Source organism: Streptomyces sp. NPDC005533 (assembly GCF_042871845.1).
Classification (GTDB): domain Bacteria; phylum Actinomycetota; class Actinomycetes; order Streptomycetales; family Streptomycetaceae; genus Streptomyces.
On the sequence record NZ_JBIAJH010000004.1, the window covers coordinates 1 to 26,938 of the forward strand.

At 74.8% G+C, this 26,938-nt stretch carries 21 protein-coding genes and 1 pseudogene; 15 read left to right on the forward strand and 7 right to left on the reverse strand.

Features of this window, described 5'->3' with window-relative positions; translation table 11 throughout:
• Positions 1–97: 97 nt before the first annotated feature.
• Positions 98–1,453 carry a lysine N(6)-hydroxylase/L-ornithine N(5)-oxygenase family protein gene (locus ACFYP3_RS05085; protein ID WP_388826913.1) on the reverse strand — a complete coding sequence of 452 codons (1,356 nt, stop codon included), beginning with the start codon at positions 1,451–1,453 and terminating at the stop codon, positions 98–100.
• Positions 1,454–1,676: 223 nt separating this feature from the next.
• On the opposite strand from ACFYP3_RS05085, the pseudogene ACFYP3_RS05090 reads away from it, so the two are divergent.
• Positions 1,677–2,621 (forward strand): annotated as a pseudogene (locus tag ACFYP3_RS05090) (methionyl-tRNA formyltransferase); the annotation flags it as partial.
• A gap of 52 nt (positions 2,622–2,673) precedes the next feature.
• Here the strand turns inward: ACFYP3_RS05090 and ACFYP3_RS05095 are convergent.
• Positions 2,674–3,531, reverse strand: coding sequence for a 2OG-Fe(II) oxygenase (locus ACFYP3_RS05095; protein ID WP_388826916.1), 858 nt, complete (start codon positions 3,529–3,531; stop codon positions 2,674–2,676).
• 113 nt (positions 3,532–3,644) lie between these two features.
• Between ACFYP3_RS05095 and ACFYP3_RS05100 the strand changes: the two genes are divergently transcribed.
• Positions 3,645–4,697, forward strand: a complete 1,053-nt coding sequence (locus tag ACFYP3_RS05100) for an alpha/beta hydrolase (protein WP_388826919.1) — start codon at positions 3,645–3,647, stop codon at positions 4,695–4,697.
• A gap of 30 nt (positions 4,698–4,727) precedes the next feature.
• Here the strand turns inward: ACFYP3_RS05100 and ACFYP3_RS05105 are convergent, their stop codons facing one another.
• From ACFYP3_RS05105 to ACFYP3_RS05120, 4 genes are all read right to left on the reverse strand, one after another.
• Entirely contained in the window at positions 4,728–7,283 is a 2,556-nt protein-coding gene (locus tag ACFYP3_RS05105) for an ABC transporter permease (protein ID WP_388826922.1), read from the reverse strand.
• 125 nt (positions 7,284–7,408) lie between these two features.
• On the reverse strand, positions 7,409–8,191 hold the full coding sequence (locus ACFYP3_RS05110) for an ABC transporter ATP-binding protein (RefSeq protein ID WP_388826925.1): 783 nt from the start codon (positions 8,189–8,191) through the stop codon (positions 7,409–7,411).
• Positions 8,192–8,319: 128 nt separating this feature from the next.
• Positions 8,320–9,636: an ATP-binding protein gene (locus tag ACFYP3_RS05115; protein WP_388826928.1), complete on the reverse strand. Its 1,317-nt coding sequence runs from the start codon at positions 9,634–9,636 to the stop codon at positions 8,320–8,322.
• Between the two features lie 5 nt (positions 9,637–9,641).
• Positions 9,642–10,331, reverse strand: a complete 690-nt coding sequence (locus tag ACFYP3_RS05120) for a response regulator transcription factor (protein ID WP_388827641.1) — start codon at positions 10,329–10,331, stop codon at positions 9,642–9,644.
• 1,020 nt (positions 10,332–11,351) lie between these two features.
• Here ACFYP3_RS05120 and thpR point away from each other — a divergent pair.
• From thpR to ACFYP3_RS05185, 13 genes are all read left to right on the forward strand, one after another.
• The gene (gene thpR, locus ACFYP3_RS05125; RefSeq protein ID WP_388826931.1) at positions 11,352–11,936 is read left to right on the forward strand and encodes an RNA 2',3'-cyclic phosphodiesterase; all 585 of its coding nucleotides are present in this window, start codon (positions 11,352–11,354) and stop codon (positions 11,934–11,936) included.
• 120 nt (positions 11,937–12,056) lie between these two features.
• Positions 12,057–12,977, forward strand: a complete 921-nt coding sequence (gene bla / locus ACFYP3_RS05130) for a class A beta-lactamase (protein ID WP_388826934.1) — start codon at positions 12,057–12,059, stop codon at positions 12,975–12,977.
• Between the two features lie 40 nt (positions 12,978–13,017).
• Positions 13,018–13,677, forward strand: coding sequence for a maleylpyruvate isomerase N-terminal domain-containing protein (locus tag ACFYP3_RS05135; protein WP_388826937.1), 660 nt, complete (start codon positions 13,018–13,020; stop codon positions 13,675–13,677).
• 70 nt (positions 13,678–13,747) lie between these two features.
• Positions 13,748–17,185 (forward strand): hypothetical protein, encoded by a 3,438-nt coding sequence (locus tag ACFYP3_RS05140; protein ID WP_388826940.1) that lies wholly within the window; start codon positions 13,748–13,750, stop codon positions 17,183–17,185.
• A gap of 52 nt (positions 17,186–17,237) precedes the next feature.
• Positions 17,238–17,741, forward strand: coding sequence for a metallophosphoesterase family protein (locus tag ACFYP3_RS05145; protein ID WP_388826943.1), 504 nt, complete (start codon positions 17,238–17,240; stop codon positions 17,739–17,741).
• 226 nt (positions 17,742–17,967) lie between these two features.
• On the forward strand, positions 17,968–18,828 hold the full coding sequence (locus tag ACFYP3_RS05150) for a CAP domain-containing protein (RefSeq protein WP_388826945.1): 861 nt from the start codon (positions 17,968–17,970) through the stop codon (positions 18,826–18,828).
• A 228-nt stretch (positions 18,829–19,056) separates the two neighbouring features.
• Positions 19,057–19,605, forward strand: coding sequence for a hypothetical protein (locus ACFYP3_RS05155; protein ID WP_388826947.1), 549 nt, complete (start codon positions 19,057–19,059; stop codon positions 19,603–19,605).
• Between the two features lie 265 nt (positions 19,606–19,870).
• Positions 19,871–20,641, forward strand: a complete 771-nt coding sequence (locus ACFYP3_RS05160; RefSeq protein ID WP_388826949.1) for a thioredoxin family protein — start codon at positions 19,871–19,873, stop codon at positions 20,639–20,641.
• Positions 20,638–21,252 (forward strand): TlpA family protein disulfide reductase, encoded by a 615-nt coding sequence (locus ACFYP3_RS05165; protein ID WP_388826951.1) that lies wholly within the window; start codon positions 20,638–20,640, stop codon positions 21,250–21,252. The genes ACFYP3_RS05160 and ACFYP3_RS05165 overlap by 4 nt, the downstream gene beginning before the upstream one ends.
• Entirely contained in the window at positions 21,249–22,037 is a 789-nt protein-coding gene (locus tag ACFYP3_RS05170; RefSeq protein WP_388826954.1) for a cytochrome c biogenesis CcdA family protein, read from the forward strand. The genes ACFYP3_RS05165 and ACFYP3_RS05170 overlap by 4 nt, the downstream gene beginning before the upstream one ends.
• A 262-nt stretch (positions 22,038–22,299) precedes the next feature.
• Positions 22,300–22,878, forward strand: a complete 579-nt coding sequence (locus tag ACFYP3_RS05175) for a hypothetical protein (protein WP_388826957.1) — start codon at positions 22,300–22,302, stop codon at positions 22,876–22,878.
• Between the two features lie 37 nt (positions 22,879–22,915).
• Positions 22,916–23,638, forward strand: coding sequence for a response regulator transcription factor (locus ACFYP3_RS05180; protein ID WP_388826960.1), 723 nt, complete (start codon positions 22,916–22,918; stop codon positions 23,636–23,638).
• The gene (locus ACFYP3_RS05185) at positions 23,635–25,056 is read left to right on the forward strand and encodes an ATP-binding protein (RefSeq protein WP_388826963.1); all 1,422 of its coding nucleotides are present in this window, start codon (positions 23,635–23,637) and stop codon (positions 25,054–25,056) included. Before ACFYP3_RS05180 ends, ACFYP3_RS05185 begins: the two co-directional genes overlap by 4 nt.
• 37 nt (positions 25,057–25,093) lie before the next feature.
• Here the strand turns inward: ACFYP3_RS05185 and ACFYP3_RS05190 are convergent, their stop codons facing one another.
• Positions 25,094–26,923 (reverse strand): methyltransferase, encoded by a 1,830-nt coding sequence (locus ACFYP3_RS05190; protein WP_388826966.1) that lies wholly within the window; start codon positions 26,921–26,923, stop codon positions 25,094–25,096.
• Positions 26,924–26,938: the final 15 nt, after the last annotated feature.

The following is a 26,938-nucleotide window of genomic DNA, read 5'->3' on the forward strand; positions in this document are numbered from 1 at the left end:
CGGGGCGCCCTTGTACTGGACGTACTGGGGTGCTCCGCCAACGCGGCGAGGTGCGGTGCCGGGCGGCGCGGGCGAGGCAAGATCCGGAAGAGACGGCCTAGCGGGCCGTGCTGCCCGTCCCGTCGGCCACCGTCCGGACCCCGTCGGGATCGGACGTGAGGCCGCGGTCGAGGAGCGAGTCCAGGATCTCGCCGACCCTGACGCTGGTGTTGGACAGCAGGGACGAGGTGATGCCGTGCGTGTGCTCCGTGCCGCCCTGCACGTAGATGCCGCAGCGCAGTCCGGGGTCCGTCGCGATGCGGTAGTCGCGCGCGACGCGGACACGGCCCTCGTCGTCGCGCAGGCAGCGGTCGGCGACCTCGCCGAGGAGGCCGAGCGGGTCGGCGGGGCGGTAGCCGGTGGCGAAGACGACCACGTCCGCGTCCAGGGGCGTCTCCTCGCCGGTGACGAGGGACTGCACGGTGGCGTGGACCCCGGCCGGCGTCTCCGTGACGCCGGTGAGCCGCGAGACGTTGAGGAAGCGCAGCCGCTCGGTGCCGAGGACCTTCTCCTGGTACATCTGCCGGTACAGGTCGTCGATCAGATCGATGTCCACCACGGAGTAGTTGGTGTTGCGGTGGTAGTCCATCAGCTTGCGCTTGACGTTCTCGGGCGCGGTGAAGAACTCTCCGACCGCCTCCGGGTCGAAGATGCGGTTGGCGAAGCCGCTGTCGTCGGCGGGGCTGTAGCCGTACCGGGAGAAGACCGCGCAGACCTCGGCGGCGGGGAAGCGGCGGTGCAGATAGGCGACGTTCTCGGCGGCGCTCTGGCCCGCGCCCACGACGACGAACCGGGAGGGGTCGGCGCCCCGCAGCCCCTCGACCTTCGTCAGGAGATCGGAGTTGTGCCAGATGTGGGCGGTGCGCTCCACGCCTTCGGGCATGAGGGGGCGCAATCCGGTGCCGATGACGAGGTTGCGGGCCCGGTGGAGCGCGAGCCCCTCCGCCGACCGGACCGTCACGTCGAGGTGGTCCACCGATCCGTCGTGGACCACCGGCGAGACCCCCACGACCTCGTGCCCGTAGGACACCATGTCGTCGACCTTGGCCGCGGACCACTCCAGGTAGTCGTGGAACTCCACCCGCAGCGGGAAGAGGTTCTTGTGGTTGATGAAGTCGATCAGCCGCCCCTTGCTCTTCAGGTAGCACAGGAAGCTGAACTCGCTGGCCGGGTTCCGGAGCGTCACCAGGTCCTTCAGGAACGACACCTGCATGGTCGCGTCGTCGATGAGCATGCCCCGGTGCCAGCCGAAGCGCGGCTGCTGTTCGAAGAAGTGAGTGGTGATCACTTCCTCCCTGCCGACGCGTGCGTTGTGCTCGCCGACCGCGATCGCCATGGCCACGTTGGACGGCCCGAAGCCGATTCCTAGGAGGTCGTGGATCAGCGGGGGGTCTCCAGGACGAGCCTGTGCCATGTCACTCCCATCATGCGCGGGAAAAGGCGGGAAACCGGGCACGCCGACGGAGACGCGTCCGAATTTAGGTAAGGCTAAGCTGATTGCACGGGCCTGTCGAGACCGCATCAGCACGATTTGACACTGACTAGCCGTCAACTCCCAGCACAGCAGACATCGTTGCAATGTTAGGCAAGCCTTGCTTTACTCGAAAGCGACCAACCCCTGCCCGAGGAGGAACCCCATGCGGGTCGTCATGTTCGGTTACCAGACCTGGGGGCACCGGACCCTGCAAGCCCTCCTGGACTCCGAGCACGACGTGGTGCTGGTGGTGACGCACCCGAAGAGCGAGCACGCCTACGAGAAGATCTGGAGCGACTCCGTCGCCGACCTCGCCGCGGCGCACGGGCTGCCGGTGCTGCTCCGCAACCGCCCGGACGACGACGAGCTGTTCCAGCGCCTCAAGGAGGCCGACCCGGACGTCATCGTCGCGAACAACTGGCGTACGTGGCTGCCCCCGCGGGTCTTCGGACTCCCCCGCCACGGCACGCTGAACGTGCACGACTCGCTGCTGCCGAAGTACGCCGGCTTCTCCCCCCTGATCTGGGCGCTGATCAACGGCGAGACCGAAGTCGGCGTCACCGCGCACATGATGAACGACGAACTCGACGCCGGGGACATCGTGCGGCAGGAGGCCGTGCCGGTGGGGCCGACCGACACCGCCACCGACCTCTTCCACCGGACCGTCGACCTCATCGCCCCGGTCACCGTCGACGCCCTCGCCCTCATCGCCTCCGGGCGGACGGAGTTCACCCGGCAGGACCGGACCCGGGCGAGCTTCTTCCACAAGCGCTCCCCCGAGGACAGCCGGATCGACTGGACCTGGCCCGCGGCGGACCTGGACCGTCTGGTGCGCGCCCAGTCCGAGCCGTATCCCAGCGCCTTCACCTTTCACAAGGGCAGGCGGCTGGAGGTGCTGTCCGCCCGCGTGTCCCAGGGGCGGTACGGGGGCACGCCCGGCCGGATCTTCTACCGCGAGGGCGAGGGCGTGGTGATCGTCGCGGGCGCCGACGCCCGGACCGGCCGCAACCACGGGCTGGCCATCACCCGCGTACGGACCGAGGACGGCCGGGAGCTGCCCGCGGCCGCGTATTTCACCGCCATGGGCGGATACCTCACCGGCCGGCCCTGCCCCGCCGAGCCCGCCGGTCCGGCCGCGGCTCATGCCTCGAAGACCTCCTTCACTCCGTCGTGCGGGGCGCGGGAAGGGTGAGGCGGGTGATCGGGTCGGCGGCCGGGAGGGCGATCGGCCGGGCGCCGTCGTGGTCGTGCGTGACCTCCGCGAGCGGGCGGGTGTGTTCGGCCGCGCGGGCCATCCACGGCAGGATCCGAAACGGGGTGCCGGAAGTCGCGGGCGCCTGCTCGGTGCCGCTGATCCACGTCGTGAGGGTGAACCGGTGATCGGCGAAGTGTCCGCTGGGGCAGGTGGACGGGACCACTTCGTGGAAGGCGCTGGCCGGGAAGAACACGATGGTGTCGTGCTCGGGTTCGATCGTCCGGTACGTCTCCGCCGGCTGTGGCCCGCCCGGGTAGAAGTGGGTGTCGTACAGCCGGAGTTGACCGCCGTCGAAGCCGCGGGGCCGCCGGTGGAGGTAGTACACCGCCGACACGGCCGTGCTGACGTCGCGGACTCGTGAGGCGTCGGTGTGGATGCCGTAGTGGCCCCCGTCGCCGTGCGCCGTCAGGACCGTCAGGGTCTGCGTCAGCGCGGCCCGGTGACCGAGGACGTCCTGGACGAGCGGCAGGCAGTCGGCGAGGTGACGACTGAAGACGGAGCTGGTCACGGGGAGGACGAGGGAGCTGCGGCCCTTGTGGGAGACCTGACCCGACAGGGGGTCCAGGACCGTTCCCGCGTTGAAGTCGGGCTGCCGGGAGACCGCGTACGCCAGCAGGCCGGCGGCGCGCTCCGCGCCCAGGAAGTTCTCGAAGCGGCAGACCGGGGCCGGAATGACGGGGGTCGTGGACCAACGGTCGGAGGGAGGCAAGTCCCGGGTGCTGATCTCCGTCGGCGTGGCCGGTTCCTTCGCGTATCCACTCATGGCCCGGAACCGTAAGCGGAGGGGCCGGTGCCGTCGAAGGAGCACATGGGGGCGCACAGGAGTACGCCTCCGCCGGCCGAAGGCGCGTCCGGCCGGGTGGTTGACTACCCCGCATGGATTCCGCGCGCGTGTTCCCCGCAGGTGGCGAGCCCGGCCCGACGGCGTGGACCGCGCCCCCCTTCGACCCGGAACTCGGGGCGGCGCTGGCGGCCTTGGGGGACGGGGCGCTGGAGCCGTTCACCCCGGAGAACCTCGCCGCCCGGCAGCAGCAGGACGCCGCGGCCCGGCCCAGGCCGACCCTGCGGGAGCTCCGGGCCGACGGCCTCTTCGAGGTGGACGAGCTGCGGGTGCCGGGGCCGCCGGGCGAGCCGGACGTGACGCTCGTGAGCGCACGGCCCGCCGGGACCACCGGCCCGCTCCCGGTGCTCTACTACATGCACGGCGGCGGAATGGTCATGGGCAACGCCCGGTCCGTCGTCCCCGGGTTGCTGCGCGAATGGGCCCTGCCCCTGGAGCTGGCCGTCGTCTCCGTCGCATACCGGCTGGCACCGCACACGCGGTACCCCGGTCCGGTGGAGGACTGCTACGCCGGACTCGTCTGGCTGGCCGGGCACGCGGCCGAACTGGGCGTCGACGCGGACCGCGTCGTCATCGGCGGGAAGAGCGCCGGCGGCGGCCTCGCCGCGGCTCTCGCCCTGCTCACCCGGGACCGGGGCGGGCCCGCGCCGATCGGGCAGCTGCTGCTGTGCCCCATGCTCGACGACCGCGACGCCACCTTCTCCGGCCGGCAGATGGCCGGCCTCGGCATCTGGGACCGGACGTCCAACGCCACCGGGTGGCGGGCGCTGCTGGGCGAGCGGTACGGGGCCGCGGACCTGCCGCCGTACGCGGCTCCCGCCCGCGCCACGGACCTGTCCGGGCTGCCCCCCGCCTACATCGACGTCGGGTCGGCCGAGACCTTCCGGGACGAGGACGTGGCCTACGCGAACGCCATCTGGCAGGCGGGCGGCCAGGCCGAACTGCACGTGTGGCCCGGGGCCTTCCACGGCTTCGACGGCTTCGCGCCCCGAGCGGCCCTCAGCCGGGACGCCCGCCGGGCCCGTACCGCCTGGCTCCGGCGGCTCCTCAGCCGGCCCGGTGCGGGCTGCGGCCCCGCCGTCGGCTGAGCGCCCACGACGGCGGGCCCGGACGCGGGGTCACTGGGCCGCCGTGGCGGCCGCGATGTCGACGCGGGCGGCCCGGCGGGCCGGCCAGAGCGAGGCGGCCAGGGATCCCGCCAGGGCGACGAGCACACCGAGGGCGAGGCGCCCCCAGGGCAGGACCAGCGTGTAGCCCGCGACGCTCTCCTGGAGGGTGCGGCCGAGCGCCCAGCCGAGGAAGACGCCCAGGACCGTGCCGAGGGCCGCGCCGAGCCCGCCGAGGACCAGGGCCTCCAGGCGGATCATCCGGCTCACGCCGGCCCGGTCCACACCGAGGGCCCGCAAGGTGCCGATCTCCTTGCGGCGTTCCAGGACGGACATCGCGAGGGTGTTGGCGATGCCCAGCGCGGCGATCGCCAGGGCCATGCTCAGCAGGGCGTAGAAGACGTTCAGCTGGTCGCCGATGGACCCGCTGTCCTCGGCCCGGATGGCCTCCTCGTCGAGGACGGCCAGGGCGGGGTTGTCCCCGAGGGCGTGGGTGACGGCCGCGAGCGCGGTCCGGCCGGGTCCGCCGTCCAGGGCGACGAGGATCCCGGCGGTGTGCGGGGTGGGGTCGTGGCGGGCGACGAGGGAGTCGGGGGCGGTGATGCTGGGCAGCAGGTTGCTCTGCTCGTCCGCCCGGTAGACGGCGCCGATGGTGACGCTGTCCGGTCGGCCGTCCTGCCGCTCCAGGGCCAGGGTCTGGCCGACGTGCCAGCCGGCCGCCCCGGCCTTGAAGTCGGCCACGGCGATCTGGCCCTGGGCGAGACGGTCGAGGGAACCCTCCAGGACGTCGTAGCGCAGCAGGCGGGCGATGGTGGCGGGGTCGACTCCGGTCAGCACGGAGGGGATGCCGGCCAGCCGGTACTCGGTGGACTGGTTGAGCGGGCTGACCGCTGCGCCCGGCACCTTCCGGAGTGCGGCGGCGGTCTCGGCGCTCATCCGCATCCCGCCCTCGGCGGGCTTCACCAGGTAGTCGGCGGTGAAGTCGTGGGTGGTCGCCCGGTCCAGGTAGTGGGCGGCGGAGGCGCCGAGGACGGACAGGCCCGAGGCGAGGGTGAGGGCGATGGCGAGCGCGGCGGCCGTGGCGCCGGTACGGCGCGGGTCGCGCACGGTGTTGCGGGCGGCGAGGTCGCCGTACACCGGGTGGAGGCGGGTCAGCAGCGGCCGGACCAGGGCGACGAACGGCCGGGCCAGCAGCGGGATGAGGACGATCGTCCCGGTGAGGGTGAGGGCGGCGCCCAGACCGATGACGGTGCGCGCGTCACGGTCCGTGCCGAGCGCCCCGTACGCCGCGGCGGCGACGCCGGTGACCAGCAGCGCGGCGCCGAGGCCGGTGCGCAGGGAGCCGGTGCGCGCCGGGGCCGTCGGCTCGGCCGCGCTGAGCGCGGCGACCGGCGGGATGGCCATGGCCCGGCGGATGGGCAGCCATGCGGCGACCATCGGCAGGGCGGTGCCGACCAGCAGGGACGCGATGACGGTGCCCGGGGTGAGGACCAGCGGGCCGGCCGGGGCGTCGGCCGGGGCGAAGAGGGTCTGGAGCAGGGCGGCGGTCCCGGTGCCGGCGGCGAGTCCGGCCGCGGAGGCGACCGCGCCGACGAGGAGGGATTCCGTGAGCAGGATGCGGCGCACCTGCCCCCGGGAGGCTCCGACGGCCCGCATCAGGGCCAGCTCCCGGGTGCGCCGGGCGACGAGCATGGTGAACGTGTTGGAGATGAGGAAGGTGGCGACGAACAGGGCGACCGCGGCGAAGCCCAGCAGGATCTGGCTCATGGTGTCGCTGTCGTTGGTGGCGAGGTTGGCCTGGATCCGGGCGAGCTGGGCCCCGGTCGCCGCGCCGGCGCCGTCGGGCAGCACCGCTTCGATCCGGCCGAGGAGTTGCCGTACGTCGGCGCCGGGTGCGGCCGTGACGTCCACGGTCTGGTAGAGGCCGGGCCGGAGGAAGAGCCGCTGTGCGGTGGCGTCGTCGAAGAGCGTCAGGCTGCCGCCGGCGGGCAGTGTGGTCCCGTCCGTACGGAAGATTCCGCGGAGGGTGTAGGAGGCGGCGCCCTGGTGCGTGCCGACGCGTACGGTGTCGCCCGGCCGGAAGCCGCCCTTCGCGGCGGTGACCTCGTCGAGGGCGATCGTGTCGCCGCCGGTCGGGCCGGACCCCTGGGTGAATCGGTAGGCGGGGTCGGTGCCGTCCGTCCCCGGGGCGAAGTTGCCCGCCTGGTGGGAGGGGCCGTGTCCGAGCAGTCGGCCGTCGCGGTCGGCGACGGCGGCGAAACCGGTGACGCGGCCCGCGGCGAGGGCGACGCCCTGGACCTTGGCCAGGGCGTGCACGGTGCCCGCGTCGATGCCGGGCGGCCCGTCGTCCTGGCGCGGGGAGTCCTTCGCGCCCTCGGATTCCTGGGGGAAGACGCTGACGGCGATGCGCTCGTAGCCGTCGTTTGCCCGGGCGGAGGCGGCCCGGCGGAGACTGTCGCCGTAGACGAGGCTGCCGGAGACGAAGGTGACGCCGAGCATGACCGCGAACACGGTCATCAGCAGGCGGGCCTTGTGCGCGAACACGTTGCGCAGGGCGGTACGGAACATGGGGATGCGGATCCTGGGGAGGTGGGCTCGTCCGGTGCGAGCGGGCGAGCGCGCGGGCGGGCGGGCGGCTCGTGGGGTGGCTCGTGGGGTGGCTCGTGCGGGGCTGGTGTCGGGGGGTGCGGGGGTCAGCTGGTGCGCGAGCGGGCGTCGAACTCCTTCATCCGGTCCAGCACCCGGTCCGGGGTGGGACGGCTCATCTCGTCGACCAGGCGACCGTCGGAGAGGAACACCACACGGTCGGCGTAGCCGGCGGCGACCGGGTCGTGGGTGACCATGACCACGGTCTGGCCCAGCTCGCGCACCGAGTCGCGCAGGAAGCCGAGGACTTCGGCCCCGGAGCGGGAGTCGAGGTTGCCGGTGGGTTCGTCGCCGAAGACGATCGAGGGGCGGGTCACCAGGGCGCGGGCCACCGCGACGCGCTGCTGCTGCCCGCCGGACAGCTGTCCGGGCCGGTGGTCGAGCCGCTGCGCCAGACCGACCATGGAGACCACGCGGTCCAGCCACTGCCGGTCGGGCCGGCGGCCGGCGATGGTCAGCGGCAGCGTGATGTTCTCCAGCGCGGTCAGCGTCGGCAGCAGGTTGAAGGCCTGGAAGACGAAGCCGATCCGGTCGCGGCGCAGCCGGGTGAGCTGCTGGTCGTCGAGGGTGCCCAGTTCGGTGGTGCCGATGCGGACGGAGCCGGAGCTGAAGGAGTCGAGCCCGGCGGCGCAGTGCAGCAGGGTGGACTTGCCGCAGCCGGAGGGGCCCATGATCGCGGTGAACTCGCCCTCCCCGAAGGCGACGTCGACCCGGTCCAGGGCGACGACGCGGGTGTCGCCGCTGCCGTAGACCTTCGACAGGTCGGTGACGGCGGCCGCGGCCCCGGCCGGAGTGCGCGGCGGGTACGGGGCAAAGGGGTCGGCGGTCACGGAGGACTCCTCTTCGGGTGCGGGAACGTGCACTTCGAAGGGTGTCCGGGGAACGTATCGGGGCCTGGACGACCGTGTATCGGCCGCCGCTCCGCTCCGCTCCGTATCGGTCGGGTGGGAAGCGGCCGTCAGGCCGGCAAGTGCAGGGTGGCGACCGCGCCGCCGTCGGGGGCGTTGTCGAAGCGCAGCTCGGCGCCGAGCAGCCGGGCCTGGCCCAGGGCGATGGTGAGGCCCAGGCCGTGGCCCGTGCCGCGCCCCGCGGCGCCGGTGCGGAAGCGGCGCGGGCCGTCGACGAGCAGGTCCCGGGGGAAGCCGGGGCCGTGGTCGCGGACGACGACCGTACGGCCCTGGACGGTGACCCGCACCGGGGTGCCTCCGTGCCGGTGGGCGTTGACGACGAGGTTGCCCACGATCCGTTCGAGGCGCCGCGGGTCGGTCTCCACGGTCACCCCTGCCGGGGCGGTCCCGGGGCGACGCCGGCCGGCGTCGGCGTCGGCCTCGGCGTCGGCGTCGGCCTCGGCGGGAGCGGTGACCGTGACCTCCGTGTCGAGGCCGGTCCGCACGACCGCCTCGGAGACGACCGCGCCGAGCGGGACACGGTCGCGGACCGGCCGTTCGGCGCCGGCGTCCAGCCGGGAGATCTCCAGGAGGTCCTCCACCAGGCCGCGCAGATCGCGCACCCGGGCCCGGAGCAGGTCCTCCGTCTCACCGGCGGGCAGCAGGTCGGCAGCGGCCAGCAGACCGCCGACGGGGGTGCGGAGCTCGTGGGCCACGTCGGCGGTGAACTGACGCTCGGTGCGCAGCCGTCGGCTGAGGCTGTCGGCCATGAGGTCGACGGTGGCGGCGATGTCGGCCACCTCGTCGCCGCCCCCGGTGGGTCCGGTCCGGGCGTCCAGGTCTCCTGCGGAGATCCGGCCCGCGGTCTCGGAGACCCGACGCAGCCTACGGGCGAGCAGCCCGGCTCCGTAGACCGCCAGGGGCGCGGCGGCCGCGAGCGCGAACAGCGAGGCGAGCGCCATGCTCACGTCGAGCCGGCGCAGTTCGTGGAGCTCCGAGCTCATGTTGACCCGGACGGCGAGCACCGGGCTGTCCGGGCCGGCGGTGCGCTGGGCGGCCCAGACGGTGGGCCCCACGTTGCCTTCGACGTGCCCGTCGTGGGCCACGTGGCGGACGCCGTCGGCGGGGCGGCGCAGTACGGCGGGCAGCTCGGCCGGATCAAGCTCGGCACCCTCGATCAGCGTTCCGGTGCGCCGGTAGGTGGCCATGGCGGAGTACACGCTGTTGAAGGCCTGGGCTTCGGCCCGGCCGCGGATGTCCTGCGCGGTCCACAGGTGGACGAGGACGCCCACCGCGGCCACGACGAGGAATGCCGTGGCCGCGGCCAGCGCGGCGATCTTCCAGCGCAGGGACACGCGGGCCGGCCGCGGCCGGTGGAACGGTCGCACCGGCCTCAGCGCCTGAGTTTGTAGCCGAAGCCGCGGACCGTCTCGATCCGGTCCCGGCCGAGTTTCCTGCGCAGCCGCTGCACGCAGAGGTCCACGACGCGGCTGTCGCCGTCCCAGCCGTAGTCCCACACGTCCCGCAGCAGGGTGTGGCGTTCCAGCACGATGCCCGGGTGGGCGGCGAACACCAGCAGCAGCTTCAGTTCGGTCGGGGTCAGCGCCACCGGGCTTCCGGAGACGAAGACCTCCAGGCCACCGGTGTCGATGGTCAGGTCCCCGAAGACCAGGGACTCGCCCTCGGACGCGGCCCGCTCCTGCACGGGCGAGTCGCCGGCCGTCCGGCCGGGATCCGCGGCGGGCGGCGCGGGTGCGTAGGTGGCCCGCCGCAGCAGGGAGCGGATGCGGGCCACGAGCACGTACGTGTCCACGGGCTTGACCACGTAGTCGTCCGCGCCGGCCTCGAGACCGGCGACGACGTCGAGTCCGTCGCCGCGGGCGGACATCATCAGGACCGGCACCAGGCTGGTCTCCCGGACCCGGCGGCACAGCCCGATCCCGTCCAGGCCGGGCAGCATCACGTCCAGGATCAGCAGGTCGAAGCTCTGCTCGCGGAAGAGCTCCAGCCCCGCCAGCCCGTCGGCGGCGGTCTCCATCCGGTAGCCGTAGCGTTCGAGGGCGACGGTGAAGGACCGGCGCATCAGGTCGTCGTCCTCCACCAGCAGCACGCGAACGGGCCGCGGAGAGGCCGGGGCCGGTGCGGGGGCCGGGGGCGGGGCGGACGAGGACACGCGCGGATGACTCCTTGTTCGGACGGTCCGGGAACACGGGACCTGAGGGGAACGATAGGGCAGCCATCGGGCGTGGCCGGCCGCCCACGGCACGGCGCACGGGATCGATGGACGACCAAGCGCTCCCTGATACCCGCCCGATACAAGCCGGGCCGCCCCGCGGTCGCCGCCCCGCTCAGCCCGCGCCGTGAGCAGCAGCTGGCACGGCGACCGTCGCCCCGTCGGTACGGATCGTGGCGGCGACGGCGGCCGCCCGTGCGCGGGTCCGCGGCGCCAGGGCCGTGTCGAGCGCGAGCGACAGTGCACGACGGCGGCCGCCCGGCGGAACAGTGCCTGCTGGTTGACCTCGCCGACGAGGAAGCAGTCGTCCTGGTCGTCCACCAGGTCCAGGCCGGCCCGGCCGCGGGAGAGGACCACGCGCCTGCCCTGCGCGCGGACCGCGTCGAACGGCCACCCGCGCGAAGTCCTGCGGGGCGCCGGCGGGCGTGCTGCCCAGGCCGACGTACACCGGTGCCGTGCCGGCGTCCAGGAACGCCTCCAGATCGGCGGGGAGCGGGCGTTCGTCGGGCCGGATCCAGGCGCCGTTCTGCACCACGTCGAGGTCGCTCGGCGGCCAAGGGTCCAGGACCGGGTTGGTGGCCGGCCACGGCCGGTCCGTGAACGCGTAGTCGCGGACGCCGTCCACCGGGGGCAGCCCGAAGGCCGCCCGCCGGGCGGCCGGGCGGCCGGCGGCGGCGGGAGGGCGACCGGCTGGTGGCTCGCGTGCACGTAGCGGATCGCCGGCTCCTCGGCCACGGACCGCGCACCGGTCACCGCCGGCCCGCGCCGAGCTCCCGCAACGCCACCGCGAGACCCACCATGGGCTCGACACTCCCGCGCGGGCGGCCCTGAAGATGACTGGACCCGCCCGGACACGGTACGAAGTCCCCCGTGAACGAAAAGATCCAGTCCGAGACCGTCCGCGTCTTCATAGCGCTCGCCCCGCCCGACGACGCGAAGGACGAGCTGGCCGAGCAGCTGCGGCCCGCGTACGCCGCGTACCCGGACATGCGCTGGAACCGCATCGAGGACTGGCACATCACCCTGGCCTTCCTCGGCGAGCTCCCCGTCGCCGCCGTGCCGCTCCTCAAGGAGCCGCTCGCGGACCTCGCCGCGGCCCGGCGGCCCCTGAAGCTGGCCCTGCGGGGCGGCGGGCACTTCGACGAACGGGTGCTGTGGACCGGGATCGACGGAGAGCTCGAAGGGCTGCACCTGCTGGCCACCGACGTGCGCGCGGCGGTCCGCGCCTGCGGCGTCGACTTCCAGGAGCGGCCGCTGCGCCCGCACCTGACCCTGGCCCGCTCCCGCCGCAACGACCGCAACAGCGCGGTGGCCGCCGCGGCCGGGCTGGCCGCGTTCACCGGCCGCACGTGGCAGACCCGGCGGCTCCACCTCGTCGGCAGCAACACCGGTCGGGGCCCCGGACCCATCCACTACCGCGACATCCAGGCCTGGGGCTTCGACGGCGCGCAGTGACATCCCGCGGCGCAGCGAGAACCCGTGGCGGAGCGGGAACCCGCGGCCGGACGGAACCGTGTTGATCATTTTCGGCGTCTTTGTCGCCACGTGATCGTCAAACGGAAGAGGAGAGCCGACGTGGAGCAGACCCGTCGAGCGGTACTGACTCTGGGAGCGGGGGCGGCGCTGGCCGCGGCCCTGCCGGCGGGCGTGGCGCACGCGACGTCGCACGGCGGGGACGGCGGGGACTGCGGGGAGGGCGAGGTCGTCCGGCAGCTGCGCGCGCTGGAGCGCGAGTACGGCGCGCGGCTGGGGGCGTACGCCCGGGACACGGCCACCGGCAGGACGGTGCTGTACCGCGCCGACGAGCTGTTCCCCATGTGCTCGCTGTTCAAGACGATGGCCGCGGCGGCCGTGATGCGGGACCTGGACCGTGACGGCGCGTTCCTCGCCCGGCGCATCCACTACACGCAGGCCGACGTCACGGCCGCGGGCGGCGGCTCGGTGACGGAGCGGCCCGAGAACATCGCCGGGGGGCTGACGGTGGCCGAGCTGTGCTCGGCGGCCATCGCCCAGAGCAACAACGCCGCCGGGAACCTGCTGCTCCGTGAGCTGGGCGGCCCCATCGCGATCACCGACTTCTGCCGTTCCGTGGGGGACCGTACGACGCGGCTCGACCGGTGGGAGCCCGCGCTGAACTCGGCCGAGCCGTCGCGGGTGACCGACACGACCAGCCCGCGGGCCATCGGGCGGACGTACGGGCGGCTCGTACTCGGCGACGCCCTGGCCCCGCGGCACCGGGAGCTCCTGACGCGCTGGCTGCTGGCCAACACGACGAGCGGTGAGCGGTTCCGGGCCGGTCTGCCCGTCGACTGGGTGATCGGGGACAAGACGGGCTCCGGGTCGTACGGGACCAGCAACAACGTGGGCATCGCCTGGCCGCCGGGTCGGCCGCCGGTGGTGCTGTCCGTCCTGACCACCAGGCCGGAGGCCGCCGCGCCGCGTGCCGACGCGCTGGTCGCGAAGGCCGCCGGGACCCTGGCGGCAGCGCTCACCTGACGGCGCCGCACATCCCTTGCCGCGTACTAGGGTTGCCGCCGTGGGCCTCTTCTCGGACTCCTGGGCGGCGTTGCGCACGGCGGTGGCCGACCTGCGTGACGAGGACTTCGCACGGCCGTCCGGATGCGCCGGGTGGCTCGTGCGGGACCTCGTGTGCCATCTCGTCATCGATGCCCAGGACGTGCTGATCACCCTCGTCACGCCCGCCGCGACGGACCCGACCCGCGACGCGGTGACCTACTGGAACCTCGTCGAGCCCCCGACCGGCGACGACCCGCTCGACGCGCTGACCGTGCGTCTCGCCGCCGCGTACGGGGAGCCGTGGCTGCTCAGGTTCCACCTCGACGACGTCGGTTCCGCGGCGGGCCGCGCCGCCGGACTCGCGGACCGCACGGTCCCGGTCGCCACCCGGGACGAGGTGCTCACCACGGGCGACTACCTCACCGCGTACGTGCTGGAGTGGACCTTGCACCACCTCGACCTGATCGCGTACCTCCCCGACGCGGCGCAGCCGCCCGCCGAGGGGCTCGCCCGGTCGCGCGCACTGCTGGAGAAGATCGCCGGTGGGGCCTTCCCCGCGTCGTTCTCCGACGAGGACGCCCTGCTGATCGGCACCGGGCGGCGGGCGCCGACCGGAGCGCAGGAGGCCGAACTGCGAAGGTCGGCCACACCGCTACCGCTCCCCCTCGTCCTCGGCTGAGCGTGATCCGCAGGCCCCGCACCGATATTCGGTGGGAGCGGCGGGCGGCTCTCTGTGACAATCCGCCTTGATGATCACCACCGTCGAACAGCTGCTGTCCGCACTCGACTCGCTCCCGCACCAGGCCCGTCTCCGGCACACCGCCGTCACCGCGCACGCGCTGGCGGCCCGCGGGGAGCTCCGGCCGCTGCTCACCGCTCTCGACCGGCTCGGCCCGTACGAACGGCGGCTCGGCGCGCTGGCCGCGCTGGCCGGGGCGGACACCGACCACCTCGCCGCGCGCCTGGCCGACCCCGACCCGATCGTCCGCCGCTACGCCCTGCGCGCCGCCCGCGCCTCGACCGTGCCCGACCGGGCGGTCGAGGCCGCCTACGACAACGCCCCCGCGGTGGTCCGCGCCGACCTCGCCCGGCTGCTGCGCGACGGCGGCCGGCCCGCCCTGGCGGAGCGCCTGCTGCTGCGGCTGCGGACCGAGCGCGGCGACCGGGACGCGGCCCTGCTGCTGCCGGGCTGTTCACCGGAGTTCACCGCCCGGATGCTGCCCGAGCTCGCCGGCGCCGTCGCGTTCGAGGGGTGGAGCCTGCTGGCCCGCCGTCACCCGGTGGCCGTGCTCGACCAGGCCGAGCGCGACCTCGCCGCACTGACCCACCGGCTGCGCGTCGGCTGGTGGCAGCGGCACGCCAACGGGATCGCGGCGGCCCTGCCCGCCGCCCCCGCCCGGGTACTGGACCTCCTCGAGCGGCACGGCCCCGGGGACCTGCCCGACCCGCTGCACGACAGGCTCGCCGACCTCGTCGACGCGGACGCCGAGCGGACGGCCCGCTGGCTCGCCGACCCCGGCCGGCAGAGCGGCCGCTGGGAGCGCGCCCCACACCCCTCGGTGCTGCGCCGGCTGGTGGCGGCCGCTCCGCCGTCCCTGCACCGGCTCGCCGCCCGCTGGGCCCACCGGGGTGCCTACGTCACCATGCTGCGCGCCGTACCGCCCGCGGACCGGGTGGCCTTCCACGCGGCGGTCACCGCCGCGAGCCACCCCACCTCCGCTCCGGGCACACCCGATGCCGTACTGGCCCTGTTCCCGGCGGCCGAACGGCACCCCAGGGCGCGGGCGGACGTGGCGCGAGCCCGTGCCGAACGGTGGTCCGAGTTCGAGGTGTGGCCCACCCTCGCCCTGCTCCCCCCGGCCGAGGCCCGGCCGGAGCTCCTCGCCGCCACCGGCTCCGGCGACGCCGACGACCGGGCGTTCGCCTGGCAGCAGGTGACGGCCAACGCCGGGCACGCGGCGGATCCGGCGGAAGTGGCCGCCGTACTGGACCTGGCCGCGAGCCGGCTGCGCAACGAACGCGACCCGGTGCGCCGGGCCGTCCTGGAGGCCTTCGCCGCCCTGTCCGCGCCGCTGCTCGCGGCGGCCCTCACCGGGCCCTCGGGCCGCGCCGGCCGCGACGACCTGCAAGGGGTCTGCCTGGACGCCCTGCGCGCCCGGGACTGCGCGCCGGCCACCCGGACCGCCGTCCACACCCTCGCCGTCACCCTCCTCAACTCCTCGGCCGACGAAGAGCTCCTCGGACTCGCCGTGCGCCTGCTGGGGGCGCTCACGGCCCGCACCGGTGCGCTGGCCGCGCCGGCCGTCCGGCTGGACCGGGCGCTGCGGCACGGCCGCGAACGCGCCGTGCTCGACGCCGTACGGCCCTGGCTGGACGCCGCGGCCGGGCGGGGCGATCACGCGCCGCTGCTCGCCCTGGTCGAGGCGTTCGGCCCCCGGGCCCGCCTGCTACCCGAGCTCCAGGAGCGCCTCGCCGACGGCCTGCGCGACTGCCCCGACGGCGCGTTCGCCGACCTGGCCGCGGCCTGGCTGGCGGACCCCGCGACCCGGGCCGGGCGGGTCGCCGTACTCCTGGAACGGGAGCCCACCGCGGTGGCGCTCGGCCCCGTACTCGACGTGCTCGCCGCCCACCGCACCGACCTGCTGGACCGCGCCCTGACCGACCCGCCGCCCGCCGGCCGCTTCCCGGCCCCCGGCACGGCCCGGGCGCTGCCCCGCTTCCGGCGTGCGGACCAGTGGCTGCCCCGCCAGCAGCGGGCTGCCGTGCGCCTGGCCGAGGCGGCCCTCGCCGACCCCGGCCGGTCCCTGGACGAACGCGCCGCGCTGCTGCGCGAGGCGGCCACGGTCCCGGGGTACGGGTGGGACCTCGTCCGGCGGTACGGCGGCGCGGACGCGGCGGGTGCGGACCCCGCCACGCCGGCGGACCCCGGCAGGCCGGACCCTGCCGCGTCGGCCGCCGCGGCCGTCGCCGCCGGTCCGGACGCCGCCCTGCGCCTGCTGCTCGACAGCGCGGGCCAGGACGACGCGGCCGCGGTCTGGGCGGTCGCCGACCAGGTGGCGCTCCGGGCCCGCCCGGACGCCCTCGCCGCCCTGCTGCACGACCTGCTCACCCGGGAACGCGGGGTGAAGCTCACCGTCCGCAAGTCGGCCGCGCGGCTGGCGGCCCGTCACCTTCCGCCGGCCGAGGCCGCGCGGGTGCTGGCCCGGGCGGCGCTCGACGCCTCCGCGCACCCCGACCTGCGGACCGCGGCCGTCGCCCTGGCCCCTGCCCTGCTCCCGGCCGAGGCGGCCTGGTCGCTGCTGGAGTCCGCCGTCGCCGACGGCCCGGAAGGCGCCCGCCGCGCCGTGCTGTGCGGCCCGGCCGAGGTGGCTCCCGCGCACCGCTCCCGTTACGGCCGGCTGGTCACCGGTCTGCTCGCCACCGCCGACGACTTCACGACCCAGAGCGTGCTCTGGGCGCTGGAGGAATGGGCCGCGTACGCGCCGACGGTCACCGGGACGCTCGCCGACATGGTCGCCGACCTGAGCTCCTCCCTCATGTGGGAGGCGGCCGGCAGGACCCTCCTGTGCATCGCCGGATCGGAGCAGCCCCGTCCGTCGGGCGGAGCGGCCCCCGGCAGCGCGCTCCACGAGGCGGTGGCCCGGCTGCTGGCCGCGATGGCGTCCGACGAGCCGGTGGGCGGCGGCCCCGACGGGCTCGACCTGCCCGCCCGCCACCGGCTGCAGCACCTCCTCTCCTCGTCCGGCGTCACGGTGCCCCAGCGGTTGTGCGCCCCGCTCGCCCGACAGTTGGCCGTCGAACCACGGCTGACCGGCCTGCGCGCATCCCTCCTCGTCCGGGCCGTCGACCCGGCCGCGCCGGAGGCCGAACTGACCGCGGCCTGCCGCGAGCTGAGCGCCGCCGTCGCGGACCGCCCCGCGCTGGCGGGCCGCTGCGCCGAGCAGCTGCTCGGGCGGCACCGGTACGGCTCCCGCACGGGGGCGCACCCGGAACGGGCGCTCGGGGCCGTACGCGCCCTGTCCGACGGCACCGGCCCCGAGGGGCTGTTCGCCGCGTCCCTCGCCGCCGCGCTCGGCCCCCGCCTGGACTGGCCGGGGCCCTGGAGAGCCGCCGTCCGTGTCCTGCGCCGCCACCCGGACGCCGAGGTGCGCGAGGCCGCCGACGCCATCGACCTCACCGCCGAGTGACGACCGCGGCGTACGCGCCGCGGGCGACGGCGGCCTCGTCTACGGTGGGCCCATGAGGCTGCTGCTGACCTCCGACACCCATGTGCCCGCGCGGGCCCGGTACCTGCCGCAAGCGCTGCTGACGGCCGTCGACGAAGCCGACGTGGTGGTCCACGCCGGTGACTGGACCGACGAGGCCACGCTCGATGTGCTGGAGTCGAGGTCGCGGCGCCTGCTCGCCGTGTACGGCAACAACGACGGGCCCGCCCTGCGCCGCAGACTGGCCGAGATCGCCCGCGCCGAACTCGGCGGCCTGCGCTTCGCGGTCGTCCACGAGACCGGTCCGGCCGACGGGCGCGAGCGGCGTTGTGCGGCCCGTTTCCCCGACGCGGACGTCCTGGTGTTCGGCCACAGCCACATCCCGTGGGACTCCACGGCCCCGAACGGGCTCCGGCTGCTCAACCCCGGTTCTCCGACGGACCGTCGCAGACAGCCCGACCACACGTACCTGACCCTCACGGTCGCGGACGGCGCCCTGCACGACGTCGTCCTGCACCGGCTCGCCGCACGGCCCTGAACGCGCGGGGCATCGCGTCGAGGCCGGTGTCGCACCTTCACCCGCGGGGTAACACGCCTGCCCGAGCAGCCGAGTTGGGACGATTGCCCGGCTCGTCCCTGTGTTGGTCCTGCGGGTTTCCTTAGGGGAACCTGAAGAACCCCTCCAGCGGGCTCTTTTCACTGGTCGGCGACCTAGGCTCAGCCGGACTCCCCTCCTCCCCCTCTCCCCGTGAGGTGCAACCGCCATGAGCCGCAGCCACACTCCCGAAACGCCGTCCCGCGCCGAGGCGCGACGGAAGAGGACGGTGCGCACCCGCATCGTCCTGTCCGTCACCGCGGCGGCAGCGGCAGTGGCGGTCGGGGTCGCCGTGGCCGACTCCGACGGTGAGGCCGGCAGGGACAAGCGGGCCGACGGCCTCGCCGGTCAGGCGGCCGGGACCGCGGGGACCGGTGACGGCGTAGGGGCGGCACCCTCCCCTGCCGCCCCCACGCCCACCACCGACGCCACGGCCACGGCGAGCCCGAGCCCGTCCGGCACGCCGGAGGCCGGCGCCTCCGAATCCGCCGCCGCGCCGAAGCCCGACGCGGAGGAGAGCAGCGCCCCGGCCAAGTCGGCCTCGACCCGGGCCGCCGACCCGACGCGCAAGCCCTCCACGACCACGGGCGGCGGTTCCGGGGGCTCGGGCGGCTCGGGGGGCTCCGGGGGCTCGGGCACCGTCAACGGCGATGCCGAGTCCGCCGTCCTCGCCCTCGTCAACAAGGAGCGGTCCGCCGCCGGGTGCGGTGCGCTGACCATGAACGCCAAGCTGAGCACTGCCGCACGGACGTACAGCGACACCATGGCCCGCAGCGGCGTCATGTCGCACACCGGCCCGGACGGGTCCACCATGACCAGCCGGGTGGAGGCCGCCGGATACGGGTGGTCCCGCCTGGGCGAGAACATAGCCCGGGGTCAGGCCGACCCCGACGCGGTCATGAAGGCGTGGATGAACAGCTCCGGCCACCGGGCCAACATCCTCAACTGCGCCTTCAAGGAGATCGGCATCGGTGTCCACAAGGGCGACGGCGGCCCGTGGTGGACGCAGGACTTCGGCACCGCGAAGTAGCGGGCCCCGGGCCGACGGCCCCGCCCCCCGGACCGGCCACCCCCCACGCGCCACCACAACCTGCCACCCCCACCTGCCACCCCCCACGTCCACGTCCTCCGACCCGTCCCGCGGATCGGAGGACGTCGGCGTTCTCCGGGCCGCGCCCGGCGGGCCGACACCCGGGGCTCCGGGGCTTGTCGGGGGGAGGGGTGACGGGCCGGCCGGCGGGTCGGCCACAATGCAGCCGTGCCCCGGATTCCGCGTTACCTGCTCATATGGCTGTCGTGCACCGCCACCAGCGTGACCGCCGTGCTCGCCACGGTGCAGTTCGTGGTGGGCTCGACCAGGCACACACCCCCGGTCGCGCGGTCCGCCCCGGTCGTCATCGACACTCCGCCGGCCTGGGAGGCGGGCAGCCCCGCGCCGAGCGAACCGTCCGCGTCCGCGAGCCCCTCCCCCACCCCGACGCAGCGACCGACCCCCTCGGCGGCGACGCCCGCCAAGGCCTCGCCGGCCGCCCCCCGGACCACGGCGCCGAAGACCTCCGTGGACTGCGAGGAGGGCGGAGCGGGCCTGCACACCGTCCCCTCGCAGGGCGGCAAGGTCACGGTGCGGTACGGGAGCCGGGGCGTGTGCCTGATCTCCGCGATCCCCAGCCGCGGGTTCAAGGCCACCACCGCGCAGACCTCGGACGACACCCTCACCGTCACGTTCTCCGCCGCCGACCACCGGTCGGTGGTCACGGCGACGATCGTCCCGGCGGCGAAGGCGAGCGTCCGCGAGTCGTCGTTCTGACACCGATCCCTTTTGCGCGTTTCACGTCTTGTACGCCCTCATGCGCACCGCTCCGGCGAAGCGGAAGGTGAGCGCTTCCTTAGGGCAACCTCAAGATCGTGCCGAGGCCGTTCCACGGGCCCGGCCGGCGCCTATGCTCGCGTCAGCCGAGCGGCCCTCGGCGCCGGGAAACGCATCCGGTGAACCCCCGGGCCGTCGGTTCCGCCGTGCCGGAAGGCATTCGGCCCTTCCCGCAGTCCGCATCGTGCCTTGGGGTGTCTTCGCCATGAGTTCTCGCCTGCTCCGACCCGTCCGCGCCGACCGCCGTACGACGGCGCCCCGGTCCGCCGCGCCCCTGGGGACGCGACTGCCGCTGGTCGCCGTGGCCGTGGTCGCGGCGGGGCTGACGGCCGCCTGCGGGCCGTCCTCCCAGCCCGTCGGTTCCGCGGCGCCGGTCAAGGCCGGACAGTCCTCGGAGGCCGCCCTCCCCTCCGCGTCGGATCCGGCGACCGCGTCCCCCGAGGCCTCCGCGTCCGCTTCCGCCTCCGCCTCCGCTTCGCCGTCCGCGTCTGCCTCGTCCTCGGCCGCGGCGACCGCCTCGGCCGCCCCCGCCCGGACGCCTTCCAAGCCGGCCCGTACGTCCGCGGCGCCCGAGCCGGCCCGCGTACCCGGCCCGGGCTACGACAGTTCGGCCGACGCGCAGAAGCAGATCGAGGCGGCCCTGCGGGCGGCCAAGGCCGACGGGCGGGCGGTGCTGCTCGACTTCGGCGCGAACTGGTGCGGCAACTGCAAGGCCGCCGACAAGGTGTTCGCCCAGTCGCAGACCACGGCGATCCTCGGAGCCTCGTACCACCTCGTCAAGGTGGACATCGGCGGCAACAGCTCCGCCAACTCCGCGCTCCTGCGCAAGTACAGCCCGTCGGGCGGCACGTACACGATGCCGGTGCTGGTCGTCGTCTCCCCCTCCGGCACGGTGCGCACCGACACCCACGTCACGGGCAACCCGTCCCTGACCGCGGACGGCATCAACGCCTTCCTGCGCAAGTGGGCGTCATGAGACGACGGGTCCGCGGGGCCGTGCTCGCGCCGGCCGGCGCGGGCCTCGCGGTGGCGGCCGTCCTGCTCCTCGTCGGGCTCCTGACGGACGACGGCGACGCCAGGGTGGCGCCGGGCGGCCGGGCCGGCGGGATCAGCACCGCCGCCGGGGCGAGGGTCCTGGAGCCCGGCGCCCGGCGGGACGCGCCCGCGCTGTCCGGCGACGACCTGGACGGGATGCCGGCCGGCCTCGCCGGGCTCCGCGGGCACGTCGTCGTCCTCAACGTGTGGGGCTCCTGGTGCGGCCCCTGCCGGGCGGAGGCCGAGGACCTGGCGCGGCTCAGCCGGGAGACCCCGGGCGAGGAGGTCCGGTTCCTCGGGATCAACACGCGGGACCCGGACCGGGCGGCGGCCCGTTCGTTCGTACGCGAGCACGGCATGGGCTTCCCCAGCCTCCACGACCCGGCCGGCGAACTCCTGCTCCGCTTCCCGCCGGAGCTGCTGAACCCCGGGGCGGTCCCCTCGACGCTCGTGATCGACCGCCGCGGACGCGTCGCCGTCGCCATCGGGGGCGCCGTCACCGACGAGCAGTTGCGGCCCCTGCTCGCGCGCGTGGTGGAGGAGGAGTCGTGACGGGGGTGGCGGAGGCGTACCGGACGCTCGCCGTCGCGGACGCGCCCTCCCTGGTGAACGGCACCCTGGCGATCGCGGCCCCCGTGGCGTTCGTCGCGGGGCTCGTCTCCTTCCTCTCCCCCTGCGTGCTGCCGCTCGTACCCGGCTACCTCAGCTACGTGACCAGCCTGTCGGTCGCCGACCTGGCGGACGCGCGCGGCGGACGCCGCAGCCGCATGGCGGCCGGGGCGCTGCTGTTCGTCCTCGGCTTCACCGCGGTACTCGTCTCCGGCGGCGCCCTGTTCGGCTACTTCGGCCGCACCCTGCTGGTGCATCAGGAGGCGGTCACCCGGGTGCTCGGCGTCTTCACGGTGCTCATGGGGCTGTCGTTCATGGGCTTCCTGCCGGGTTTCACCCAGCGGGAGTTGCGCAGCCACCGGCGCCCCGCGCTCGGACTGGCCGGGGCGCCCTTGCTGGGGGCGGTGTTCGCGGTCGGCTGGACCCCGTGCATCGGCCCGACGCTGGCCGCCGTACAGGCGCTCGCGTGGACGGAGGCGAGCGCGGCCCGCGGCGCCCTGCTGATGGTGGCGTACTGCCTGGGGCTGGGTCTGCCGTTCCTGCTCGCGGCGCTGGCGTTCCGGCGCGCGCTGGGCGCGTTCGGCCTGGTCAAGCGCCACTACCCGTGGGTGCTGCGGATCGGCGGCGGCATGCTCGTGCTCGTCGGCGTGCTGCTGGCCACCGGGGTGTGGAACGACCTGGTGTACCGGCTGCAGTTGTGGAGCGCGAACTTCGGCACGGCCCTCTAGGCCGTCTCTTCCGCATCTTGCCTCGCCCGCGCCGCCCGGCACCGCACCTCGCCGTGTTGGCGGAGCACCCCGGTACGTCCAGTACAAGGGCGCCCCGCGAACACGCCGATGCACGGCACCGGACGACGCGGGCTTGACCGGCAAGATCCGGAAGAGACGGCCTAGAGCCGCCGTTCGCCCCGGGGACCGCCCCGAGAGATCGCCCGAAGCACCGATTCGATCCGTGACACGTGATACGTGACTCAGAAGTACAGGGACACCCATGAACCTTTCCGTACATGTCAGCCGTTCCCGGAAGGTCCGCGTCGCGGCGGCCCTCGTCTCCCTGGCCGCGCTCGCGGCCTGCGGTCCGCAGCCCGCCGAGGGCTCCCCCGCCGGCGCCGAAGCCGCCGCGCCGACGACGCGCTTCACCGAGAACGGCGTCACCGTCACGCTCTCGGTGTCCGACTGGCGCGCCTCGAAGGGCACCGTCACCGCGGTGTTCACGCCCGAGCGCAAAGGCTTCCACCTCTACAGCATCGACCTGCCGGCCACCGGCATCGAGGACGTGGGCCGGCCGACCGCGGTGACCGTGTCCGGGGTCCTCAGAGCGGAGGGCAGGCTGACGGCCGCCGAGGACGTACGGTCCATCAGCGTGCCCGGCGTCGACGCCCCGGTCCCCGTCTACCCCGACGGACCCGTCACCACCACGCTCCCGGTCAGCGCCGACGGGAACGGGGACGCGACCCTGCTGCTCGGCTACGCGAGCTGCAGTTCCGAGGACGGCTGCACCATCCCGGTCTCCGACCGCCCCGTGCGGCTGCGCGTCACCGGCGACGGCCCGGTCTTCGAAGCCCCTTAGGGTCCGTCTTCCCCGGCCGAGCCCCTAAGGTGTGCCCATGCCGAGCGTCCTGGTCGTCGAAGACGACCCCAGCATCCGCCAGTCACTCATCGAGGTCCTGGCGGAGCACGGGTATGCCGTGCGCAGCGCGGGCGACGGGTTCGGCGCCCTGCGCGAGGTCACCCAGTCGCCCGTCGACGCGGTCGTCCTCGACCTGGGACTGCCCGATCTGGACGGAGGAGACGCCTTGCGGATGATCCGCGGCATATCCTCCGTGCCGGTGCTGGTGGCCACCGCCCGCGACGACGAGACGGAGATCATCAAGCTCCTCAACGCGGGCGCCGACGACTACCTGGTCAAGCCGTTCTCCGGCGGGCAGCTCGTCGCACGGCTCTCCGCCGTCCTGCGGCGCACGAGCCACGTCCCGCCGGCCGGCGCCCCCGCGGGCGCACCGGTGGCACCGGCCGCCGAACCGCTGCGCCCCACCACCGTGGGCGAACTGTCCGTGGACCCGGGCGCGCGCACCGCGTACCTCGCCGGCCGGGAGCTGCGCCTCACCCGCCGGGAGTTCGACCTCCTGGCGTTCCTCGCCCACCACACCGGGCAGGTCGTCTCCAAGCGCCGCCTGCTGACCGAGGTGTGGCGCGAGCCGTACGTGGACGACCAGACCGTCGACGTGCACCTGTCGTCCCTGCGCCGCAAGCTGGGCGAACGCGCGGCGGCCCCGCGCTACCTGCTGACCGTCCGCGGCGTCGGCATCAAACTGGTGGCCCCGCGGTGAGACGCTCCCTGGCCGGAGTGGCCCTCGCGGTGACCTCCATGGTGGCCCTCTCCTTCCTCATACCGCTGGCCGCACTGGTGATGTCGCTGGTCAAGGAACAGGGCGTCACCGCGGCCGAGCAGCGGGCCGCCGCCCTCGCGCCCGTCCTCGCGCTGACCACGGACCCGGTGGCCCTGCGGGAGTCCGCCGCGAGCCTGGACGCGGCCGAGCACCTCGTCGTCCACCTGCCGGACACCGGGCCCCTCGGTCGTTCCAAGGCGCCGGCCGCGCTGCTCGAACGGGCCCAGCGGGGACGCGAGTCCATCTCGCAGGAGGTTCCGCACGGCTGGATCTGCCTGCAGCCGGTGGTGCTCCCCGGCGAGCAGGTCGCCGTCATCGAGAACTTCGTTCCCGAGGAGGAACTGACCCGGGGGGTCAAGGAGTCCTGGGCGGTCATGCTCTTCCTCGCCGTCGGACTGATCGGCGGCTCCGTCCTGGTCGCCGACCGCCTCGGCGCGAAGGTCGTCAGGTCCTCGAAGCGGCTCGCGCAGGCCTCGCGCGCCCTAGGCCAGGGCGATCTGGACACCCGGGTGGACCCGATGGGCCCCAAGGAACTGCGTGAGGCGGGCGTGGCCTTCAACGCGATGGCCCACCGGATGACCGAACTGCTCGCCGTGGAACGCGAACTCGTCGCCGACCTGTCCCACCGGCTGCGCACCCCGCTGACCGCCCTGCACCTCGCCTCGGAACGGATGGCCGGCACCCCCGAATCGGCCAGGGTCGAGGCTGCGGTCGGCGAGCTGGAGACGGAGCTCCAGGCCATCATCGCCACGGCGCGCACCCCGCTCGCCGTGGGCCCCATGGGCCAGGGCATGCTCGGCGCGGAACCCGTCACGGGCGACCGCCCCGCCGGCAACGGGGCTCCCGGTCCCCGCTGCGAGGCGGCCGACGTCGTACGCCGCCGCACCGCCTTCTGGGCGGTGCTGGCCGAGCAGCAGCAGCGGCCCTGCTGCCTCGACCTCACGCAGGAACCCACGGGCGTGGGCCTCTCCGAGGACGACGTGGCCGCCGTCGTGGACGCGCTCATCGGCAACGTCTTCCGCCACACCCCGTCCGGGACGCCGTTGGGCGTCCAGGTGGTGCGCACGGCCCACGCGGTGGAGCTGGTCGTGGAGGACGGCGGGCCGGGCATCCCGGATCCGGACCGGGCCCTGTCCCGCGGGAGCAGCACCGGTTCCACGGGGCTGGGGCTGGACATCGCGCAGCGGGCCGCGAGCGCCACGGGCGGCTCGATGCGCATCTCCCGCGGGCCCCTGGGGGGCGCGCACATCACGGTGACGTTCGCCCTGGCCACGCCGTCGCGGGCGGGCCGGGGGCCCCGCCTCTCCCGCCGTCGGCCGACCTGGCGGGCGACCCGCCGGCCCCGGACGTCAGGCTGAGGACAGCCCGGTGGCGGGGCGGCCGACCGTGCGCGGGTCAGCCTCGGGCCGTCCCGTACGCGCCCCCTCCACCGTTCGGGGAGGGGGCGCCGGCCGACCGGGCGGGTGCCCTGCGGGCGTGCATGACGTGGGCTTCCAGGGGCAGGGGGGTGCGGTCCAACAGTTCCAGGCCGGCGTCGGCGAGCAGTCGCGCGTACTGGTCGGCACGGCGTTCGCGGCCTCCGACGTTGCACATCATGTGGAGGTCCCAGGCGGTGGCCAGTGAGGGGGACCCGTCGGCGGGCAAGAGGCGTTCGACGATCAGCAGGTCGGCGTGCGCCGGCATCGCGCGGGCACAGTGGCGCAGGATCTCCCGGCACCGGTCGTCGTCCCAGTCGTGGAGGACGCGGGAGAGGATGTAGACATCGCCCCCGTGGGGCACGTCCGCGAAGTCTCCGCTGCGGTAGTCGCAGCGGGCGCCGCACCCCGCGGCGTCCAGCGAGCGGCGGGCCGTCTCGACGGCGTGCGGGCGCTCCAGGAGCGTGCCGCGCAGCCTCGGATGCGCGGTCAGGATGCGGCCGAGGAGCTCGCCGTTCCCGCCGGCCACGTCGACGACGGTCCGGGGGGCGGGCGCCCGGGCCGCGGCGGTGATCACCGGATGGGCGGGGAGCGGCCGGAACATGCGTGAACTGGCCGCCATGGAACGGTCGAAGAGGTCCGCGAGTTCGGGATCGCGGGCGAAGTGGTCGAAGTGGTTCTCGCCGAAGAGCTCGTCGAAGGCCGGTTTCCCGGTCCGTACGGTGTGGTCGAGCGCGGCGAAGGACCGGTAGAAGGGGCCCGCGTACATCAGCGCCAGCGGGCGCATCGTGTCCGGGGAGTCCGCGAGCAGCAGGCCGCCGAGCGGGGTGAGGCGGAAGCCGTCCTGCCCCTCCGGGTCCTCGGCCACGACGTCGAGCATCGCGAGGTAGCGCAGGAGCGTGGCGAGGCTGTCGGGGTGGGTTCCGGTGCGCCGGGCGAGTTCTCGGGTGCCGACGGCGACCCCGGGTTCCATGGCCTCGGGCAGGCGCAGCCGTGCGAACGCGGCGAGGGCCTGGGTGGTCCACGCTCCCGTGAGGAGGCGGAGGAGCGTTTCAGCTGGCTGGTGCGCGTCTGCGTCCGGGTGCTCGTCGAGGCCGGCGAGGTGGGCGGCGAGGGCGTCGCGGTGGTCGCCGGGCGCGTAGAGCTCGAGCCGCCGGTAGCCGCACGCCGCGTCCGAGGGGGTGGTGAAGTACAGGACGGTGCCGTCCTCGTGCGGGTTGTACCCGCCGCCGTCGGGGCGGGCGCCGTGCCGGGCGAGTACCGCGCACAGGCCGTTCAGCATCAGGGGGTCAGGGTGCTCCAGCTCGAAGGCCAGATGGGTTTCGTGGCCGCGGGCGCGTTCGTGCGCGGCGATCGGTGCCAGGTCCGAGTGCGCGGGCACCGGCAGGGTGAACACCTCCACGACGCGGCGCTCCCCGGCCGGGCCGTCGACGCGGGGGCGCAGGATCCGGACGTCGAGCTCGGCGGCGTCGCGGTGGTGGCGCCGGGCGAGCCGGGCCCGTACGACGACGCTGGGCCGTGCCGGGGTGTCGGCGGCGAGGCCGCACTCGACGAACCGGTGGCGCAGGTCCTGCGCGTCGGAGGGGAAGAGCAGCAGACCGACGTGGGCGAACCGGCAACGCGCGGCCACCGACGCGAGTTCCGGGCCGCGCAGGCCGGGCAGCAGGAGGGGCAGCAGGGTGGCACTGTCGTGTTCCCGTACGAAGGCGGTGGCCGCGCGCAGGCGGGCCGTGTCGTCGAGGAAGACCGTTTCGCCGGGAGGTGCCGCTCCGGCGGGGAGGATCGATTCGTCGGGGAGGGTCGTCATCATGGCGCAGGTGTCCTA

Excerpts from the sequence above, each read along its gene's own strand:
- ACFYP3_RS05085 (WP_388826913.1), bottom strand. The coding sequence starts at position 1,453 with ATGGCACAGGCTCGTCCTGGAGACCCCCCGCTGATCCACGACCTCCTA.
- ACFYP3_RS05095 (WP_388826916.1), bottom strand. The coding sequence starts at position 3,531 with ATGAGTGGATACGCGAAGGAACCGGCCACGCCGACGGAGATCAGCACC.
- ACFYP3_RS05100 (WP_388826919.1), top strand. The coding sequence starts at position 3,645 with ATGGATTCCGCGCGCGTGTTCCCCGCAGGTGGCGAGCCCGGCCCGACG.
- ACFYP3_RS05105 (WP_388826922.1), bottom strand. The coding sequence starts at position 7,283 with ATGTTCCGTACCGCCCTGCGCAACGTGTTCGCGCACAAGGCCCGCCTG.
- ACFYP3_RS05120 (WP_388827641.1), bottom strand. The coding sequence starts at position 10,331 with ATGCGCCGGTCCTTCACCGTCGCCCTCGAACGCTACGGCTACCGGATG.
- ACFYP3_RS05140 (WP_388826940.1), top strand. The coding sequence starts at position 13,748 with ATGATCACCACCGTCGAACAGCTGCTGTCCGCACTCGACTCGCTCCCG.
- ACFYP3_RS05145 (WP_388826943.1), top strand. The coding sequence starts at position 17,238 with ATGAGGCTGCTGCTGACCTCCGACACCCATGTGCCCGCGCGGGCCCGG.
- ACFYP3_RS05150 (WP_388826945.1), top strand. The coding sequence starts at position 17,968 with ATGAGCCGCAGCCACACTCCCGAAACGCCGTCCCGCGCCGAGGCGCGA.
- ACFYP3_RS05160 (WP_388826949.1), top strand. The coding sequence starts at position 19,871 with ATGAGTTCTCGCCTGCTCCGACCCGTCCGCGCCGACCGCCGTACGACG.
- ACFYP3_RS05165 (WP_388826951.1), top strand. The coding sequence starts at position 20,638 with ATGAGACGACGGGTCCGCGGGGCCGTGCTCGCGCCGGCCGGCGCGGGC.
- ACFYP3_RS05175 (WP_388826957.1), top strand. The coding sequence starts at position 22,300 with ATGAACCTTTCCGTACATGTCAGCCGTTCCCGGAAGGTCCGCGTCGCG.
- ACFYP3_RS05180 (WP_388826960.1), top strand. The coding sequence starts at position 22,916 with ATGCCGAGCGTCCTGGTCGTCGAAGACGACCCCAGCATCCGCCAGTCA.
- ACFYP3_RS05190 (WP_388826966.1), bottom strand. The coding sequence starts at position 26,923 with ATGATGACGACCCTCCCCGACGAATCGATCCTCCCCGCCGGAGCGGCA.